Below are 16,397 nucleotides of genomic sequence, written 5' to 3' on the forward strand. Positions count from 1 at the left end.
TCAGGCCTCCTTCGCGGCCGCGACCACGGCCCGGCAGATGCGGGCCACGTCGGCGTCGCCCGTCACGAACGGCGGCATCGTGTAGATCAGGTCCCGGAACGGGCGCAGCCAGACGCCCTCCCGGACCGCCGCCGCCGTGGCGCGGCCCATGTCGACGGGGTGGTCGAGCTGGATGACGCCGATCGCGCCCAGGACCCGTACCTCACGGACTCCCGGCAGGTCCGCGGCCGGGGCCAGGCCCTCCAGCAGGGCCGCCTCGATGCGCTTGACCTCGCCCTGCCAGTCCTGCCCGAGCAGCAGGTCGATGGAGGCCAGGGCCACCGAGGCGGCCAGCGGGTTGCCCATGAAGGTCGGCCCGTGGGCCAGGACCGGGACCTCGCCCTGCGAGATCCCGTCCGCGACCCGCTCCGTGCAGAGCGTCGCGGCCAGGGTGAGGTAACCGCCGGTCAGCGCCTTGCCGAGGCACATCACGTCCGGGGTGATCCCGGCGTGGTCCGCCGCGAACAGTGCGCCCGTGCGGCCGAAGCCCGTGGCGATCTCGTCCAGGATCAGCAGCACGTCGAACTCGTCGCACAGCTCCCGCAGCACCCGCAGGTAGCCCGGGTTGTGGAAGCGCATGCCGCCCGCGCCCTGGACCACCGGCTCCACGATCACGGCTGCCAGTTCGTCCCGGTGCGCGGAGAACAGGGAGCGCAGGTGGGCGGCGTAGGACTCGTCCACGGGAGAGTCGAAGCCGCTCGGCGGGGCGTCCGCGAAGAGCTGGCGCGGGAGGATGCCCGACCACAGCTCGTGCATGCCGCCCTCGGGATCGCAGACGGCCATCGGCTGCCAGGTGTCCCCGTGGTAGCCGCCCCGCCAGGTGAGGAGGCGGCTCTTCCCGGGGCGCCCCACCGAACGCCAGTACTGGAGGCACATCTTCACCGCGACCTCGACCGAGACCGAGCCCGAGTCGGCGAGGAAGACGTGCTCCAGGCCGGCCGGGGTGAGCTCGACGAGCCTCGCGGCCAGCCGGACGGCGGGCTCGTGGGTGAGCCCGCCGAACATCACGTGCGACATCCGGCCGAGCTGGCCGGTGACGGCCTCGTTCAGCGCCGGATGGTTGTACCCGTGGATCGCCGACCACCAGGAGGACATGCCGTCGACCAGCTCGTCGTGCCCCTGCGACGGCTCGGCCAGCCGGAGGCGGACCCCCGAGGCGGAGGCGACGACGAGCGGCTCCTGCCGCCCGGGCATCGGGCCGTACGGGTGCCAGACGTGCTGCCGGTCCAGCGCGAGCAGTTCGGCGGCCGGCAGCGCGTCGGGCGAGTGGTACGAGTGGTGCGCGTGGTGCTGGTCAGGCATTGGGGGCGAGATCCGTTCCCGCACCGCGACGGCGTACCGCCACCAGACCGGGCCGGACCTCGCCCGCTTCCGCCTGAGCCGGTACGGGTCCCTCCGCCGGAGCCGCTACGGGGGCCGCTACGGGGGCCTCGTGCCCGGCGTGCCCCGAGCAGCCGCCGCACGCCGAGCCGCAGCCGGCCTCGTCCGCGGTGGCGGAGGAGCCGCAGCCCGAGACACCGGAGCCCGAGACACCGGAGCCCGAGACACCGGAGCCCGAGGCACCGGAGCCCTTCGAACCACAGCCCCCGGTGGCCGCCGCCGCGACGTCGGAGCGGTGCGCGGGAAGGGTCGTCGTGCTGGCGCCCTCCACCTCGAAACCGGCGTCCGCGATCATGTCGAGGTCGGCCTGTCCTGCCTGGCCCTCACTGGTCAGGTAGTCGCCCAGGAAGATCGAGTTCGCCACGTGCAGCGCCAGCGGCTGCAGGGTGCGCAGGTGCACCTCGCGGCCGCCCGCGATGCGGACCTCGACGTCGGGGCAGACGAAGCGGACCATCGCGAGGATGCGCAGGGCGCGCTGCGGGGTGAGGTTCCACTCCTTGGCGAGCGGGGTGCCCTCGAAGGGGATCAGGAAGTTGACCGGGACCGAGTCACTGTCGAGCTCGCGCAGCGCGTAGACGACGTCGACGAGGTCCTCGTCGCTCTCGCCCATGCCCGCGATCAGGCCCGAGCAGGCCGACAGGCCGGCGGCGTGCGCCTTCTGCACCGTGTCGACCCGGTCCGCGTAGGTGTGGGTCTTGGTGATCTGGCCGTACGTGGCCTCGGAGGTGTTGAGGTTGTGGTTGTAGGCATCCGCACCCGCGTCCTTCAGGCGCTCGGCCTGGCCGTCCGACAGCAGGCCGAGGCAGGCGCACACCTCGACGCCCTCGTTCTGCTCCTTGATCGCCGCGATCGTCTTGCCGACACGGTCCACGTCGCGGTCCGTCGGACCGCGCCCGCTCGCCACCAGGCACACCCGCTTGGCCCCGCCGGCGACGCCCGCGGCCGCGGCCTGGGAGGCCTCGTCGGGCTTCAGCCACGTGTACTTGAGGATCTCGGCCTTCGATCCCAGGCGCTGGGAACAGTACGAGCAGTCCTCGGGGCAGAGCCCCGACTTCAGGTTGACCAGGTAGTTCAGCTTGACCCGGCGCCCGAACCACTGTCGGCGCACCTTGCCGGCCGCGGCCACCACGTCGAGCAGTTCGTCGTCAGAGGTCGCCAGCACGGCGAGTGCCTCTTCGCGGGTCGGCAGCTCACGCCGCAGCCCCTTGTCCACGAGGGTGTTCAGCAGGTCCATGATGCCGATCCTGTCCCACCCGGGTACTCCCGGCCAAGGAGAGATCGAACAACATGGCCGGAAGAGAGTGTGTGTATCGCCACACCTGACGCACGGGTCACGGGCGGTTAGGGTCGGGCAGGTCTGTGGACTGCCGACAAAAACGCGAGGACCGTCGATGCCCGACCAGCACACCCCCGCCCCGGTGGACGTCTTCTCCTGGATCGACGAAGCGGAGCGGGCCAGGGAGCAGGCCGGACTCGTCCGGACGCTGCGTCCGCGTCCGGCGTCCTCCCCGCTCCTGGACCTCGCGAGCAACGACTACCTCGGTCTGTCCCGGCACCCGGAGACCGTACGGGGCGCGCGCGAGGCGGCCGAGCGCTGGGGCGCGGGGGCCACCGGATCGCGCCTCGTCACCGGCACCACCGAACTGCACGCCGAGCTGGAGCGGGAACTGGCCGCCTTCTGCGGGTTCGAGGCGGCGCTGGTGCTCTCCTCCGGATACGCGGCCAATCTGGCCGCCGTCACCGCGCTCAGCGACCGGGGCACCCTGGTGGTCTCGGACGCGGGCAACCACGCCTCGATCGTGGACGGCTGCCGGCTGTCGCGCGCCGAGACCGCCGTCGTCCCGCACTCCGACCCGGACGCCGCCCGCAAGACGCTCGCCGCGCACCGGGGGCGGGCCCTGCTGGTCACCGACTCGGTGTTCTCGGTCGACGGGGACGCCGCCCCGCTCGCGGCCCACGCCGAGGCCTGCCGGGCGGAGGGCGCGGCCCTGCTCGTGGACGACGCGCACGGCCTCGGGGTGCTGGGCGAGGGCGGCCGCGGGGCGCTGCACGCCGCCGGGCTCGCGGGGGCTCCCGGGGTGGTCGCCACGCTGACCCTCTCGAAGTCCCTGGGCAGCCAGGGCGGTGCGGTGCTCGGCCCGGCCAAGGTGATCCGGCACCTGGTCAACACGGCGCGGACCTTCATCTTCGACACCGGACTGGCCCCGGCCGCGACGGGCGCCGCACTGGCCGCCCTGCGCCTGCTCCAGCGGGAACCGGAGCGCGCGGACCGCGCCCGCGCGGTGGCCGCCGAACTGTACGGGCGGCTCACCGCGTCCGGCCTGACCGCGGCCCGGCCGGACGCGGCCGTGGTGTCGGTACGGGCCCCGTCGGCTTCGGCGGCACTGCGCTGGGCCGCCGACTGCCGCGAGGCAGGTCTGTCCGTGGGGTGCTTCCGGCCGCCGTCGGTACCGGACGGCATCTCCCGGCTGCGACTGACCGCGCGCGCGGATCTCACGGGGGACGAGATCAGCCGTGCGGTGGAGACGATCCTGGGGACCGCTCCGGCCGGAGCCACGGACCGCTGAACGGAGCCGCTACCGGCGCTCCCGCGTTGCTACGCCTTGCCTGCGCCTTGCCTGTGTCCGGCCTGGGTCCGGCCTGGGTCCGGCCTACGTCTCCAGATCCGCACGAACGGAGACGAGGAAGCCGTTCCAGGCCGGCCCGGTGAAGAGCACGGCCGGGCCGTCCGTCCGCTTGGAGTCGCGGACGGCGAGCAGACCGCCTCCGAGGACGGCCGTTTCCACACAGTTGTTCATTCCGGTGCTGCGGCTGCTGCGCCGCCACCGTGCGCTGTTCAGAAGTCCGCCTGTGGATAAGGGGGTTGCGGACACGGGAGTGCCTCCTTACGCGTCGTCAGCGAGGGCGCTGATGAGATCCGACGAATCGCGGGGCGGGAGGGCGTGCGCCTGGATGGTGCGGAACGCGGCGCTGTACGCCTCAAGGTCTTCCTTCCGCTCCAGATAGAGGCTACTCGTCAAATGGTCGAGTACCACCACATCCAGATCGGCGATGTTCGGAAATGAGAAGATGACGAACGGTCCGGTCAGGCCGAGATGTCCCCCCACGCTGAACGGCAGTACCTGAAGCCGCACTTGGGGCAAACGCGCCACCTCCACCAGGTGCCTCAACTGTTCCTCCATCACCCCCGCCCCGCCGATCGTGCGCCGCAGCACCGCCTCGTCCAGGACGGCGCTCAGCTCCAGCGGCGGATCGGCCCGCAGGACGGACTGGCGCGCCAGCCGTACGTCGACCAGCGCGTCCACCTTCGGCTCCGGCAGCCCGCCCAGCGCGGCCCGGGTCACGGCGCGCGCGTACTCCGGGGTCTGCAGCAGCCCGGGCACCACCGACAGTTCGACGGTGCGGGCCGAACGGGCACCCGCCTCCAGGCTGATGAAGTCCCGGTACTCCTGCGGAAGCAGCCCCCGGTAGTCGTGCCACCACTGGCGGCCGCGTCCGGTGTCGGCGTCCGGGGCGGGGCCCGCCGCCGAGGCCGAGAGGGCCTCGAGCAGGGCGCGCTGCTGCGCGCTCACGACGTCTTGCCCGTAGACGTCGAGCAGCAGCCGGATGTCCTCCACCTTGACGCCGCTGCGACCCGTCTCGATACGGCTGATCTTCGACTGGTGCCATCCCGCCAGCCGGGCCGCCTCACCACTGGTGAGTCCGGTCCGGTCGCGAAGGGCACGCAGTTCCTCGCCGAGCTTGCGTCGGCGCACCGCGGGACCATGCTGCACACCCGCCTCCTTCCACCGGCACAGCTCGCACCAGTCTGCCGTCCAAATACGCTCTTCCGTAGCAGAGTTCACCGCATCGAGCGACAGATATATGCATATCTTGGGGGATCGGCGGAAACGGCGGGACGATGGGTGGCACTCTGGCGTCCAGCACAGATCCGGGGCGGCTTCGCCCCGGTGGGAAAGGGACCGTCGCCATGGCAGATCACCAGGAAGCATCCGTCACTCTGCCGAGCGATCCCGCCTCGGTCGCGGCCGCCCGCCGTTACGTCGCGGAGGTGCTGGGCGAGTGGGGACTGTCCGAGGGGACCGAGGCCGCCGACAGCATCCGGCTCATCGTCTCGGAACTGGCCACCAACGCGGTGCAGCACACCTTCGGCAAATCGCCGACCTTCACCGTGGACATCCGCCTGGAGCGCGAGGAGTGGCTCCGCATCGGGGTCACCGACAGCCACCCGCGCTGGCCCAAGCGGCTCCCGGCCGCCGTCCAGCAGGACAACGGCCGGGGGATGGTCATCATCCGCTGGCTCGCCGCCGAGGCGGGCGGCCGGCTCTCGGTCAGTCCGACCGAGGACGGCGGCAAGACCGTGTGGATCGCGCTGCCCTGGGTGGCCGCCGGAGCCCCGGCGAGGACGCGCACCGGTTGTTGAGGCCGGTCAGGCCCCGGCGCGCTCCGACACGCCGCGCTCGATGCACAGCTCGTTGCCCTCGGGGTCGGTCAGCGTGACCCAGCCGGTGCCGTCCTCCCTGCGGTGGTCGGCCTGGAGCTTCGCGCCGAGCGCGACGAGCCGCTCGACGTTCTCGTCGCGCGTGCCGGTGGTCGGCATGATGTCCAAGTGGACCCGGTTCTTGGCCGCCTTGGCCTCGGGCACCCGCACGAAGAGAATTCCGGGCACGCCGGGCTGCCCCGCGTCCAGCAGGATCTCGTCGTCCTCGGGCTCGTCGTCCGGGTGGATGGGGAAACCGGTGACCGCGGACCAGAACTGCGCCAGCGGGTAGGGCTCCTGGGCGTCGAACGTGATGTGGCGGACGGGGTTGACGAACATGCTGCTCCTGATCGGCGGGGCCGTATACGGATCCGGGCCTGGCGGCGCCCGGAGTTGAACCGGGTACCTGCTCGAAACGTGGGTTAACTCAGCGGAAAAGCGCGGCGCCTAGCGTGGCGGCCACGTTCCTTCCCGCCAATGATCACCCATGGGCCGGCAAAGCGGCGGTGGGCGGGACGGAAAGCCTTTCCCTGTGTTGGGCAAGACACGCTTGGCTCGGATATGTGCAGGTCAACAACGCGTTGGCGGCCCATAGGGTCGGCTCGGCGCGGTTTTGATCATGTCCCGAAAGCTTGGTGATTGCTGTGCAGCTGACCCCCCACGAGCAGGAGAGACTGCTCATCCACGTGGCCGCCGACGTGGCCGAGAGACGCAAGGCGCGGGGGGTGCTCCTCAACCATCCCGAGGTGATAGCCCTGATCACCGCACACATCCTCGAAGGGGCCCGCGACGGCCGGACGGTGGCCGAGCTGATGGCCTCCGGACGGACCGTGCTCTCCCGGGAGGAGGTCATGGAGGGGATACCCGAGATGATCCACGACGTCCAGGTCGAGGCGACCTTCCCGGACGGCACCAAGCTCGTCACCGTCCACGACCCCATCGTCTGAGAGCGGGTACCCGCATGATCCCCGGCGAAATCGCCTACGGGGACGGCCCGGTGCGCCTCAACGAAGGCCGCCCCGTCACCCGGCTCACCGTGCTCAACGCCGCCGACCGGCCCGTCCAGATCGGCTCGCACTACCACTTCGCCGAGGCCAACCCCGGCCTCGACTTCGACCGCCGCGCCGCCCACGGGCTGCGCCTAGACATCGCCGCCGGCACCGCGGTCCGCTTCGAGCCGGGCATCCCGGTCGCCGTGGCCCTCGTACCGCTGGCCGGACTGCGCACCGTGCCGGGACTGCGCGGGGAGACCGGAGGGCCCCTCGATGGCTGAGATATCGCGCCAGGTCTACGCCGACCTCTTCGGGCCCACCACGGGCGACCGCATCCGCCTCGCCGACACCGACCTCTTCGTCGAGATCGAGCAGGACCTCGGCGGCGGCCCCGGCCGGGCCGGCGACGAAGCCGTCTTCGGCGGCGGCAAGGTCATCCGCGAATCCATGGGCCAGGCCCGCACCACCCGCGCCGAAGGCGCCGCCGACACCGTCATCACCGGGGTGGTGATCCTCGACCACTGGGGCATCGTCAAGGCCGACGTCGGCATCCGCGACGGCCGGATCTGCGGCATCGGCAAGGCGGGCAACCCCGACACCATGGACGGCGTCGACCGCGCCCTGGTGATCGGCCCCGAGACCGAGATCATCGCCGGCAACGGCAAGATCCTCACCGCCGGCGCCGTCGACGCCCACGTGCACTTCATCTCCCCGACCGTGATCGAGGAGGCCCTCGCCTCCGGCATCACCACCCTCGTCGGCGGCGGCACCGGCCCCGCGGAGGGCACCAAGGCCACCACCGTCACCCCCGGACCCTGGCACCTGGCCCGGATGTTCGCCGCCCTGGAGGCCTACCCCGTCAACATCGGCCTGCTCGGCAAGGGCAACACCATGTCCCGCGAGGGCATGTACTCCCAACTGCGCGGCGGCGCCCTCGGCTTCAAGCTCCACGAGGACTGGGGGACCACCCCCGCCGTCATCGACGCCTGCCTCACCGTCTGCGAGGAGACCGGCGCCCAGGCGGCCATCCACACCGACACCCTCAACGAGGCCGGATTCGTCGCCGACACCCTCGCCGCCATCGGCGGGCGGACCATCCACTCGTACCACACCGAAGGCGCCGGCGGCGGGCACGCCCCCGACATCATCACCGTGGTCTCCGAGCCGAACATCCTGCCCAGCTCCACCAATCCGACCCGGCCGCACACCGTCAACACCGTCGAGGAACACCTCGACATGCTGATGGTCTGCCACCACCTCAACCCCGCCGTCCCCGAGGACCTGGCCTTCGCCGAGTCCCGGATCCGGCCCTCCACCATCGCCGCCGAGGACGTCCTGCACGACCTCGGAGCCATCTCGATCATCTCCTCCGACTCCCAGGCCATGGGCCGCGTGGGCGAGGTCGTCCTGCGCACCTGGCAGACGGCCCACGTGATGAAGAAGCGGCGCGGCTCCCTTCCCGGCGACGGACCCTCCGACAACCACCGGGCCCGGCGCTACGTCGCCAAGTACACGATCAACCCCGCCGTCGCCCAGGGCCTGGCCCGCGAGATCGGCTCCGTCGAAACCGGCAAACTCGCCGACCTGGTGCTGTGGAAGCCCGCCTTCTTCGGGGTCAAACCCGAACTGGTCATCAAGGGCGGCCAGATCGCCTACGCGCAGATGGGCGATGCCAACGCCTCCATCCCCACCCCGCAGCCGGTCCTGCCGCGCCCGATGTTCGGAGCGTACGGGCGGGCCCCCGGGCTCAACTCGGTCAACTTCACCGCCCAGGCGGCCCTCGACTCCGGACTGCCCGAACGGCTCGGACTCGGCAAGGAGTTCGTCGCCATCGAGAGCACCCGCAAGGTGACCAAGGCGGACATGCGCAACAACGACGCCATGCCGAGGGTGGAGGTCGACGCCGACACCTTCACCGTCACCATCGACGGCGACGTGGTGGAACCGGCCCCGGCGACGGAACTCCCCATGGCCCAGCGCTACTTCCTTTTCTGATGGGGGCCTCTTCTGATGGGAACCTCCTGATGGGAAGGGTCCTCTCCCGATGAGCCTCGCCGCCCTCCTCGTCCTCGCCGACGGCCGCTTCCCCGCCGGGGGCCACGCCCACTCCGGCGGGGCCGAGGCCGCCTGCAAGGCGGGCCGGATCCACGACGCCGAAACCCTGGCAGAGTTCTGCCGGGGCCGGCTGCACACCGCCGGGCTCGTCGCGGCCGCCCTCGCCGCGGCGGCCGCCCACGGGACCGACCCGGCGGACCTCGACGAAGCCGCCGACGCCCGGACCCCGTCGCCCGCGTTGCGCGCCGCCGCACGGCGGCTCGGGCGCCAGCTGATGCGGGCCGCCCGCGCCACCTGGCCCGGCCCGGAACTGGACGCTCTGGCCGCCGCCTTCCCGCGCGGGGCGCACCAGCCCGTGGTGCTCGGCGTCACGGCCCGGTCGGCCGGGCTCGGGCCGCTGGACGCCGCGCACGTGGCGGCGTACGAGAGCGTGAGCGGGCCGGCCACCGCCACCGTACGGCTGCTCGGCCTGGACCCCTTCGAGGCGAGCCGGGTCCTGGCCGGGCTCGCCCCCGAGCTGGACTCCGTGTCCCGGCGGGCTGAGCGGGCCGCCCACCGGGCCCGCACCGACGGTACGCACACCCTGCCCGCGGCTTCCTCGCCGCTGCTGGACATCGCGGCGCAGGCCCATGCCGGCTGGCCGGTACGGCTGTTCGCCTCCTGATCCGCCCCGCATCCCCCTGCTCCACCCTCAAGGAGACCACCATGCACCTCGACACCTCCCTCGGCGGTGGGACCTTCCCGCACCGCCACACCCACGGCGCCGAGCCGCTGCGGACGGACGGGACCCGCCGGGCCCTGCGCATCGGGCTCGGCGGGCCCGTCGGCTCCGGCAAGACCGCAACCGTCGCCGCCCTGTGCCGGGCTCTGCGCACGGAGGTGTCCATGGCCGTGGTCACCAACGACATCTACACCCGCGAGGACGCCGAGTTCCTGCTCCGCGAAGCCGTCCTGCCGCCCGAGCGGATCAGCGCCGTGGAGACCGGAGCCTGCCCGCACACCGCCATCCGCGACGACATCTCCGCCAACCTGGAGGCCGTCGAGGAACTGGAGGAGGCCTTCCACGGGCACGGACGGCTCGACCTGATCCTCGTCGAGTCCGGCGGCGACAACCTCACCGCCACCTTCTCCCGCGGCCTCGTCGACGCCCAGATCTTCGTCATCGACGTGGCCGGCGGCGACGACATCCCGCGCAAGGGCGGCCCCGGCGTCACCACCGCCGACCTGCTCGTCGTCAACAAGACCGACCTCGCTCCGCACGTCGGCTCGGACCTGGACCGGATGGCCCGCGACGCCGCCGAACAGCGCGGCGAACTGCCCGTCGCCTTCCAGTCCTTGCGCAGCGAGGAGGGTGTGGCCCCGGTGGCCGCCTGGGTGCGCGAGCGGATCGCCGCCTGGACCGCGCGGTGAGCCCGACGGCGGTCCCTACGGCGGTCCCTACAGCGGTTCCTACGGCGCTCCCGACGGCCGTCCCCGCGGTGCCGGGCGCGCCCCCCGCCCGGCCTCCGGCCCCCGCTCCGCCCGGCCTGCGCGCCACCGCCCGGATCGGCGCGGCCGCCGACGGGCGGGGCTCCACCGCCCTGCCGCTCCTGGCCGGGGAGGGGCCGCTCGCCCTGCGCCGCACCCGGGGCGGGCCCGGCGAGGCGGGCGTCATGCTGGTCGGCGCCATGAGCGCACCCCTGGGCGGCGACCACCTCACGGTCGAGGCCGCCGCCGGGCCGGGCGCCCGGCTGGTGCTCCGCTCCGCGGCGGCCACCCTGGCCCTGCCCGGCCGGCACGGGGAACCCGCGCGGTACGACGTACGGCTCCGGCTGGCCGACCGGGCTGCCGTGCGCTGGCTGCCCGAGCCCCTCGTCTCGGTGCGCGGCAGCGACCTGCGGGTCCGGACCCGGGCCGAACTCGCCCCCACCGCCCGGCTCCTGCTGCGCGAGGAGCAGGTGCTCGGCCGGACCGGGGAGGCTCCGGGCCTGCTGCGCGCCCGGCTCACCGTGACCCGCGACGGGCGGCCGCTGCTGGACCAGGAGCTGGCCTGCGGTCCCGGCGCACCCGGCGGCTGGGACGGTCCGGCGGGACTCGCCGGCCACCGGGCGCTGGGACAGCTGCTGGTGGTGGACCCGGAGTTCGCGAAGGCCCCGCCGCAGGCCGGGATGCTGGGGGAGTTCGCTGCGGTCACCCCGCTGGCGGGCCCGGCCGTCCTGGTCACGGCCCTGGCACCGGACGCACTGCGGCTCCGCGAACTGCTCGACTCCGCCTGCGCCGCCTACGGTTGGTGAGCCCGGTCGGGCACCACCACGGGTGACAGCCCGCGAACCCGGGAAGAAGCGACACCGCTCAGCGGTACACCCATTTCCGGATATCGGGTTGGCAAAGAACGGCCCCGTGCCCTGTCGCCCGCTCCCGGTCAGGCGGAAGTATCCCCTGCACATGCCGAGGCACATCCACACCGGCACGAACCACGCCGCCCACGGCGGCAGATGACGCAGGGGGAACAACCACGTGATACGCAACGCGGTGCTGGGGAGCGCCGCCACTCTGGTCACCGGCACGCTGGCGGCGGGCCTGCTGCTCGCCCCGTCGGCGTCGGCCACCTCGACGTTCTCGTCGGGCTCGCCCGGCCCCTCCGGCCGCGACAACCCGATCGCCGAGGCGTTCGGAACCCAGGTCGCCGCCGCCCGCGCCGCGCGCGCCGGCATCGACTGGAAGGACTGCCCGCCCGACTGGGGCTTCGCGGCGCCCATCCAGTGCGGCTACGTGAAGGTCCCGCTCGACTACAGCAAGCCCTTCGGCAAGACCATCGACCTCGCGGTCAACCGCGCCGTCAGCACCGGCACCAAGGAAGAGCGCCAGGGCGCGCTCATCTACAACCCGGGCGGCCCCGGCGCCTCCGGCATGCGCTTCCCCCGCCGCATCACCACCAACAGCCCGCTGTGGGTGAACACCGCGAAGGCGTACGACTTTGTGGGCTTCGACCCGCGCGGCGTCGGCCACTCCGCGCCGATCTCCTGCATCGACCCGCAGGAGTACGTCAAGGCCCCCAAGGCCGACCCGGTGCCGGACGGCAAGGCCGACAAGAACGCCCAGCGCAAGCTCGCCGAGGAGTACGCGGACGGCTGCAAGGAGCGCAGCGGCGAGATGCTGCCGTTCATGACCACGCCGAACGTCGCGCGTGACCTGGACGTTATCCGTGCCGCCCTCGGCGAGAAGAAGCTCAACTTCCTCGGCGTCTCCTACGGCACCTACATCGCCGGGGTCTACGCCACTCTGTTCCCGACGCACGTGCGCCGCATGATCGCGGACAGCGTGGTCGACCCGTCCCGCGACAACATCTGGTACGAGGCCAACCTCGGGCAGGACGTCGCCTTCCAGATGCGCTGGAACGACTGGCAGGACTGGGTCGCCAAGAACGACGCCTCCTTCCACCTCGGCACCACCCGCGCCGAGGTCGAGGCCAAGTGGCTGGAGCTGCGCGCCAAGGCCAAGGCCAACCCGCTCGGCGGGATCGTCGGCCCGGCGGAGCTCATCGGCTTCTTCCAGAGCGCCCCGTACTACGACTCCTCCTGGGTGCCCGTCGCCCAGACCTGGGCCGCGTACGCCGCCGGTGACGAGCAGGCGCTGATCGACGCCATCGCCCCCGACATGAGCGACATCCAGGGCAACGCCGCGGCGGAGAACGGCAACGCGGTCTACACCGCCGTGGAGTGCGCCGACGCGAAGTGGCCCACCAGCTGGTCCACGTGGGACCGGGACAACACCAGGCTGCACGCCCAGTACCCCTTCATGACCTGGGCCAACGCGTGGATGAACCTGCCCTGCGCGACTTGGAAGTCCAAGCAGCACCACGCGATCGAGGTCGGGGTCGGCGCCCACCGCGGCCTGCCGCCGGTGCTGATCGTCCAGGCCGAGCGGGACGCGGCCACGCCGTACAAGGGCGGGGTCTCGCTGAACCGGCGCCTCGCCGGCTCGCGGCTGATCACCGAGCAGGGCGCGGGCTCGCACGGGGTCACCAACCTGGTGAACCCCTGCATCAACACCCGGGTGGACACCTACCTGCTCACCGGCAAGGTCGACGCCCAGAACGTGACGTGCGCTCCGCACGCCACCCCGGTGGCCCCGGCCCCGGTCGCCGCCAAGCTGCTCGCGCCGGCCCCGGCCGCCGACCGGCAGGCGATCGACGAGCTCCCGGCCATCCGCTAGCGGGACCCGGCGGGAACGGCTCCGCCCCACACGGGAGAGGGCCCAGCACGGGAGAGGGCCCAGCATGGGAGAGGGCTCAGCGCGCCCTGCGCCGGGCCTTCTTCCGGGCTTCCTCTTCCTCCGCCTTCACCTCGCCGGCGTACCGGTCCACGTACTCCTGGCCGGACAGGGCGAGGACCTCGTACATGATCTCGTCGGTGACGGCCCGCAGCACGGCCCGCTCACCCTCCATCCCCTCGTACCGGGAGAAGTCCAGCGGCCGGCCGAAGCGGATCGTGACCCGGCGGATGCTGGGGATCTTCTGCCCGGGCGGCTGGATCTCGAAGGTCCCGACCATCGCGCACGGGACGACGGGCACCGCGGCGCCCAGCGCCATCGCCGCTACGCCGACCTTGCCCTTGTAGAGCCGCCCGTCGTGCGAGCGGGTGCCCTCCGGGTAGATGCCGAGCAGCTCGCCCTTGGACAGCACCCCGAGCCCCTCGCGGAGCGCCGCCTGACCGGCGTCCTTGCCGGAGCGGTCGACCGGGATCTGGCCGGCGCTGCGGAAGAAGGCCGCGGTGAGCCGTCCCTTCAGGCCCGGTCCGGTGAAGTACTCGGCCTTCGCGAGGAAGGTGATGCGCCGGTTGAGGATCGCGGGCATCAGGAAATGGTCGGAGAAGGAGAGGTGGTTGCCCGCGATGATCGCGGCCCCGTCCTCCGGGATGTTCTCCAGTCCTTCGATGCGGGGCCGGAACAGGAGCCGCAGCAGCGGCCCCAGGATCACGTGCTTGAGCAAGTGGTAGAACACCAGGCGGCTCCCGTCGACGTCCCGTGGTCACGGACATCCTACGGACGGTCAGCCCAGAGGCGGAGGGGACGGCGGCTCACGCACCGTCCGTGGCCGCCATTCCCGCGGTGAGCAGCCCCAGCACGACCCAGCTGAACCACAGCCAGCCGTTGCTTCCGAGGGCCACGGAATACGTGGCGATCGCCACCAGAGAGGCGAAGGTCATCACTGCCATCGCCTTCACGGATCCGGTCATGCCCCATGGTGGCGCCTGAAGGTGGTCCAGCGCTACTGGCCACGCGCTTGGAGCGAGGCGAGATACGAGTTGTAGGCCGCCAGCTCCTGGTCGCCGTTGCGGTCCTCGGACCGGTCGGAGCGCTTCGCGGCCCGCTGTTCCGAGTGGTACCACTGGTAGACCAGCGCGATCAGCACCAGCACCGAGGGGATCTCGCTGAAGGCCCAGGCGATGCCGCCGCCCCACTGCTGGTCGAGCAGCGGGTCGATGCCGAGGGAGGCGGGCGGGTTCGCGTACGTCTTGATCATCGGCTCGCTGCCCATCATCAGCGCGATGCCGAAGAAGGCGTGGAAGGGCATTCCGGCGAACAGCTCCAGCATCCGCATCACGTAGCCGGGGCGGTGCGGTCCGGGGTCCACGCCCATGATCGGCCAGAAGAAGACGAGGCCGACGGCGAGGAAGTGCACCATCATCGCGATGTGGCCGGTCTTCGAGCCCATCAGGAAGTCGAAGAGCGGGGTGAAGTACAGGCCGTAGAGGCTGGCGATGAAGATCGGGATGGTGAACACCGGATGGGTGATCACCTTCATGTACCGGCTGTGCAGGAGCATCAGCAGCAGTTCGCGCGGCCCCTTGTGGCCGCGGGCCGCCGGCGGCAGCGCGCGCAGCGCCAGCGTCACGGGCGCGCCCAGCAGCAGCAGGATCGGGCTGAGCATGCTGATCACCATGTGCTGGACCATGTGCACGCTGAACATGACCATGCCGTAGTCGTTCAGCTTGGTGCACATCACCAGGGCCACGCTCAGCACGCCGATGGTGAAGGCGACCGTCCGCCCGATCGGCCAGGAGTCCCCGCGCCGGCGCAGCCGCAGCACGCCCCACCCGTACAGCGCGAGGCCGAGGAGCGAGCCGATGAGGAAGAAGGCGTCGAAGGAGAACTCCAGCCCGCGCCCGAGGGTGAAGGGCGGCAGGTCCATATCCATGTCCATGCCGTCGTGCGCGAGGTAACTCAATCTCTTCACTCCCTTGACCCGTGGTGCCCCACCACAGTAATGCCGCCCCCGGACGGGAAATCGTCCGGGGGCGGCCATTACAGGAGTGACACGCAGAAAAGGGGAAAGATCACAGCACGTTCTGCGCCTCGGCGTAGCGCTCGGACGGGACCGTCTTCAGGGTCTGGACGGCCTCGTCGAGCGGGACCATCACGATGTCCGTGCCGCGCAGCGCCGTGAGCATCCCGAACTCGCCCCGGTGGGCCGCCTCCACCGCGTGCCAGCCGAAGCGGGTCGCGAGGACGCGGTCGTACGCGGTGGGGGTGCCGCCGCGCTGGACGTGGCCGAGGATGACCGGGCGGGCCTCCTTGCCGAGACGGTCCTCCAGCTCGACGGCGAGGCGGTTGCCGATGCCGGCGAACCGCTCGTGGCCGTACATGTCGGTGCCGCCCTCCTCCAGGGCCATCGAGCTGCCCTCGGCGGGCTTGGCACCCTCGGCGACCACGACGATCGCGAAGCGCTTGCCCTGCTCGAAGCGCTCGCCGACGATCGCCGTCAGCTCCTCGATGTCGAAGGGGCGCTCCGGCACGACGATCGCGTGCGCGCCGGCCGCCATGCCCGAGTGCAGGGCGATCCAGCCGGTGTGGCGGCCCATGACCTCCACGACCATCACGCGCTGGTGGGACTCGGCGGTGGTCTTCAGCCGGTCCAGTGCCTCGGTGGCGACCCCGACGGCGGTGTCGAAGCCGAAGGTGACGTCGGTGGAGGCGATGTCGTTGTCGATGGTCTTGGGGACGCCGACGATGGGCAGGCCGCCCTGCGAGAGCAGGTTCGCGGCCTTCAGGGTGCCCTCGCCGCCGATCGGGATGATGGCGTCCAGGCCGAGATCGGCGACGTGGCCGCGGGCCCGCTCCACGCCGTCGCGCAGATGGGCGGGCTGGACCCGGGAGGAGCCCAGAATCGTTCCGCCACGGGCCAGGATGCCGCTCACGGCGTCCAGGTCGAGCTTGCGGTAGTCGCACTCCAGGAGGCCGCGCCAGCCGTCGTGGAAACCGATGACCTCGTCCCCGTGGTCGACGACGGCGCGGTGCACGACGGAGCGGATGACGGCATTGAGCCCGGGGCAGTCGCCTCCGGAAGTGAGCACACCTATGCGCATGGCAGGGAGGACCTTTGCAACGTGGGCCGACGACCGGACCACGTCGTCCGGTTGGAACTACCCAGCACCCTACAAGCGGATCGAGGGTGGACTGAACCATCCTCC

General features: G+C 71.9%; 18 protein-coding genes. 9 read left to right on the forward strand and 9 right to left on the reverse strand.

Annotation, left to right across the window (positions count from 1 at the left end):
* Complete coding sequence (locus tag AC061S_RS15960) at window positions 1-1,341, reverse strand: adenosylmethionine--8-amino-7-oxononanoate transaminase (RefSeq protein ID WP_478686600.1); 1,341 nt, start codon at window positions 1,339-1,341, stop codon at window positions 1-3.
* On the reverse strand, window positions 1,334-2,653 hold the full coding sequence (gene bioB / locus AC061S_RS15965; RefSeq protein ID WP_478686601.1) for a biotin synthase BioB: 1,320 nt from the start codon (window positions 2,651-2,653) through the stop codon (window positions 1,334-1,336). The genes AC061S_RS15960 and bioB overlap by 8 nt, the downstream gene beginning before the upstream one ends.
* 157 nt (window positions 2,654-2,810) lie before the next feature.
* On the opposite strand from bioB, the gene AC061S_RS15970 reads away from it, so the two are divergent.
* A complete protein-coding gene (locus AC061S_RS15970) occupies window positions 2,811-3,986 on the forward strand; it encodes an 8-amino-7-oxononanoate synthase (RefSeq protein ID WP_478686602.1) in 1,176 nt (391 codons plus the stop codon).
* An 84-nt stretch (window positions 3,987-4,070) separates the two neighbouring features.
* Here the strand turns inward: AC061S_RS15970 and AC061S_RS15975 are convergent, their stop codons facing one another.
* A complete protein-coding gene (locus AC061S_RS15975) occupies window positions 4,071-4,292 on the reverse strand; it encodes a DUF397 domain-containing protein (protein WP_478686603.1) in 222 nt (73 codons plus the stop codon).
* Window positions 4,293-4,304: 12 nt separating this feature from the next.
* The gene (locus tag AC061S_RS15980; RefSeq protein WP_478686604.1) at window positions 4,305-5,192 is read right to left on the reverse strand and encodes a helix-turn-helix domain-containing protein; all 888 of its coding nucleotides are present in this window, start codon (window positions 5,190-5,192) and stop codon (window positions 4,305-4,307) included.
* A gap of 197 nt (window positions 5,193-5,389) precedes the next feature.
* On the opposite strand from AC061S_RS15980, the gene AC061S_RS15985 reads away from it, so the two are divergent.
* Complete coding sequence (locus AC061S_RS15985; protein WP_478686605.1) at window positions 5,390-5,842, forward strand: ATP-binding protein; 453 nt, start codon at window positions 5,390-5,392, stop codon at window positions 5,840-5,842.
* A gap of 6 nt (window positions 5,843-5,848) precedes the next feature.
* Here AC061S_RS15985 and AC061S_RS15990 read toward each other — a convergent pair whose 3' ends face one another.
* Entirely contained in the window at window positions 5,849-6,238 is a 390-nt protein-coding gene (locus tag AC061S_RS15990) for a VOC family protein (protein WP_478686606.1), read from the reverse strand.
* 305 nt (window positions 6,239-6,543) lie between these two features.
* Here AC061S_RS15990 and AC061S_RS15995 point away from each other — a divergent pair, with 305 nt between their 5' ends.
* From AC061S_RS15995 to AC061S_RS16025, 7 genes are all read left to right on the forward strand, one after another.
* On the forward strand, window positions 6,544-6,846 hold the full coding sequence (locus tag AC061S_RS15995) for an urease subunit gamma (RefSeq protein WP_266876111.1): 303 nt from the start codon (window positions 6,544-6,546) through the stop codon (window positions 6,844-6,846).
* A gap of 14 nt (window positions 6,847-6,860) precedes the next feature.
* Entirely contained in the window at window positions 6,861-7,172 is a 312-nt protein-coding gene (locus tag AC061S_RS16000; RefSeq protein ID WP_478686607.1) for an urease subunit beta, read from the forward strand.
* Window positions 7,165-8,886: an urease subunit alpha gene (locus AC061S_RS16005; protein WP_478686608.1), complete on the forward strand. Its 1,722-nt coding sequence runs from the start codon at window positions 7,165-7,167 to the stop codon at window positions 8,884-8,886. Before AC061S_RS16000 ends, AC061S_RS16005 begins: the two co-directional genes overlap by 8 nt.
* Before the next feature lie 49 nt (window positions 8,887-8,935).
* A complete protein-coding gene (locus tag AC061S_RS16010) occupies window positions 8,936-9,610 on the forward strand; it encodes an urease accessory protein UreF (RefSeq protein WP_478686609.1) in 675 nt (224 codons plus the stop codon).
* Between the two features lie 41 nt (window positions 9,611-9,651).
* On the forward strand, window positions 9,652-10,356 hold the full coding sequence (gene ureG / locus AC061S_RS16015; RefSeq protein WP_478686610.1) for an urease accessory protein UreG: 705 nt from the start codon (window positions 9,652-9,654) through the stop codon (window positions 10,354-10,356).
* A gap of 68 nt (window positions 10,357-10,424) precedes the next feature.
* Entirely contained in the window at window positions 10,425-11,219 is a 795-nt protein-coding gene (locus tag AC061S_RS16020; protein ID WP_478686611.1) for an urease accessory protein UreD, read from the forward strand.
* A 223-nt stretch (window positions 11,220-11,442) separates the two neighbouring features.
* On the forward strand, window positions 11,443-13,140 hold the full coding sequence (locus tag AC061S_RS16025; RefSeq protein WP_478686612.1) for an alpha/beta hydrolase: 1,698 nt from the start codon (window positions 11,443-11,445) through the stop codon (window positions 13,138-13,140).
* Between the two features lie 76 nt (window positions 13,141-13,216).
* On the opposite strand, the gene AC061S_RS16030 is transcribed toward AC061S_RS16025, so the two are convergent.
* The 4 genes from AC061S_RS16030 to AC061S_RS16045 all read right to left on the reverse strand — a co-directional run bounded on the left by AC061S_RS16030 (window position 13,217) and on the right by AC061S_RS16045 (window position 16,292).
* A complete protein-coding gene (locus tag AC061S_RS16030) occupies window positions 13,217-13,927 on the reverse strand; it encodes a lysophospholipid acyltransferase family protein (protein WP_478686613.1) in 711 nt (236 codons plus the stop codon).
* A 76-nt stretch (window positions 13,928-14,003) separates the two neighbouring features.
* The gene (locus AC061S_RS16035) at window positions 14,004-14,162 is read right to left on the reverse strand and encodes a hypothetical protein (RefSeq protein ID WP_478686614.1); all 159 of its coding nucleotides are present in this window, start codon (window positions 14,160-14,162) and stop codon (window positions 14,004-14,006) included.
* Window positions 14,163-14,194: 32 nt separating this feature from the next.
* On the reverse strand, window positions 14,195-15,124 hold the full coding sequence (locus AC061S_RS16040; RefSeq protein ID WP_478686642.1) for a cytochrome c oxidase assembly protein: 930 nt from the start codon (window positions 15,122-15,124) through the stop codon (window positions 14,195-14,197).
* A 139-nt stretch (window positions 15,125-15,263) separates the two neighbouring features.
* Window positions 15,264-16,292, reverse strand: a complete 1,029-nt coding sequence (locus AC061S_RS16045) for a 6-phosphofructokinase (RefSeq protein ID WP_243339607.1) — start codon at window positions 16,290-16,292, stop codon at window positions 15,264-15,266.
* Window positions 16,293-16,397: the final 105 nt, after the last annotated feature.

The sequence above is a fragment of the Streptomyces sp. CA189 genome (genome assembly GCF_056428985.1).

What these genes read in the sequence shown, in the direction of transcription:
- AC061S_RS15985 (WP_478686605.1), top strand. Translation starts at nt 5,390, where the DNA reads ATGGCAGATCACCAGGAAGCATCCGTCACTCTGCCGAGCGATCCCGCC.
- AC061S_RS16005 (WP_478686608.1), top strand. Translation starts at nt 7,165, where the DNA reads ATGGCTGAGATATCGCGCCAGGTCTACGCCGACCTCTTCGGGCCCACC.
- AC061S_RS15990 (WP_478686606.1), bottom strand. Translation starts at nt 6,238, where the DNA reads ATGTTCGTCAACCCCGTCCGCCACATCACGTTCGACGCCCAGGAGCCC.
- AC061S_RS16035 (WP_478686614.1), bottom strand. Translation starts at nt 14,162, where the DNA reads ATGACCGGATCCGTGAAGGCGATGGCAGTGATGACCTTCGCCTCTCTG.
- AC061S_RS15960 (WP_478686600.1), bottom strand. Translation starts at nt 1,341, where the DNA reads ATGCCTGACCAGCACCACGCGCACCACTCGTACCACTCGCCCGACGCG.
- AC061S_RS16040 (WP_478686642.1), bottom strand. Translation starts at nt 15,124, where the DNA reads ATGGATATGGACCTGCCGCCCTTCACCCTCGGGCGCGGGCTGGAGTTC.
- AC061S_RS16045 (WP_243339607.1), bottom strand. Translation starts at nt 16,292, where the DNA reads ATGCGCATAGGTGTGCTCACTTCCGGAGGCGACTGCCCCGGGCTCAAT.
- bioB (WP_478686601.1), bottom strand. Translation starts at nt 2,653, where the DNA reads ATGGACCTGCTGAACACCCTCGTGGACAAGGGGCTGCGGCGTGAGCTG.
- AC061S_RS15970 (WP_478686602.1), top strand. Translation starts at nt 2,811, where the DNA reads ATGCCCGACCAGCACACCCCCGCCCCGGTGGACGTCTTCTCCTGGATC.
- AC061S_RS16010 (WP_478686609.1), top strand. Translation starts at nt 8,936, where the DNA reads ATGAGCCTCGCCGCCCTCCTCGTCCTCGCCGACGGCCGCTTCCCCGCC.
- AC061S_RS16000 (WP_478686607.1), top strand. Translation starts at nt 6,861, where the DNA reads ATGATCCCCGGCGAAATCGCCTACGGGGACGGCCCGGTGCGCCTCAAC.
- ureG (WP_478686610.1), top strand. Translation starts at nt 9,652, where the DNA reads ATGCACCTCGACACCTCCCTCGGCGGTGGGACCTTCCCGCACCGCCAC.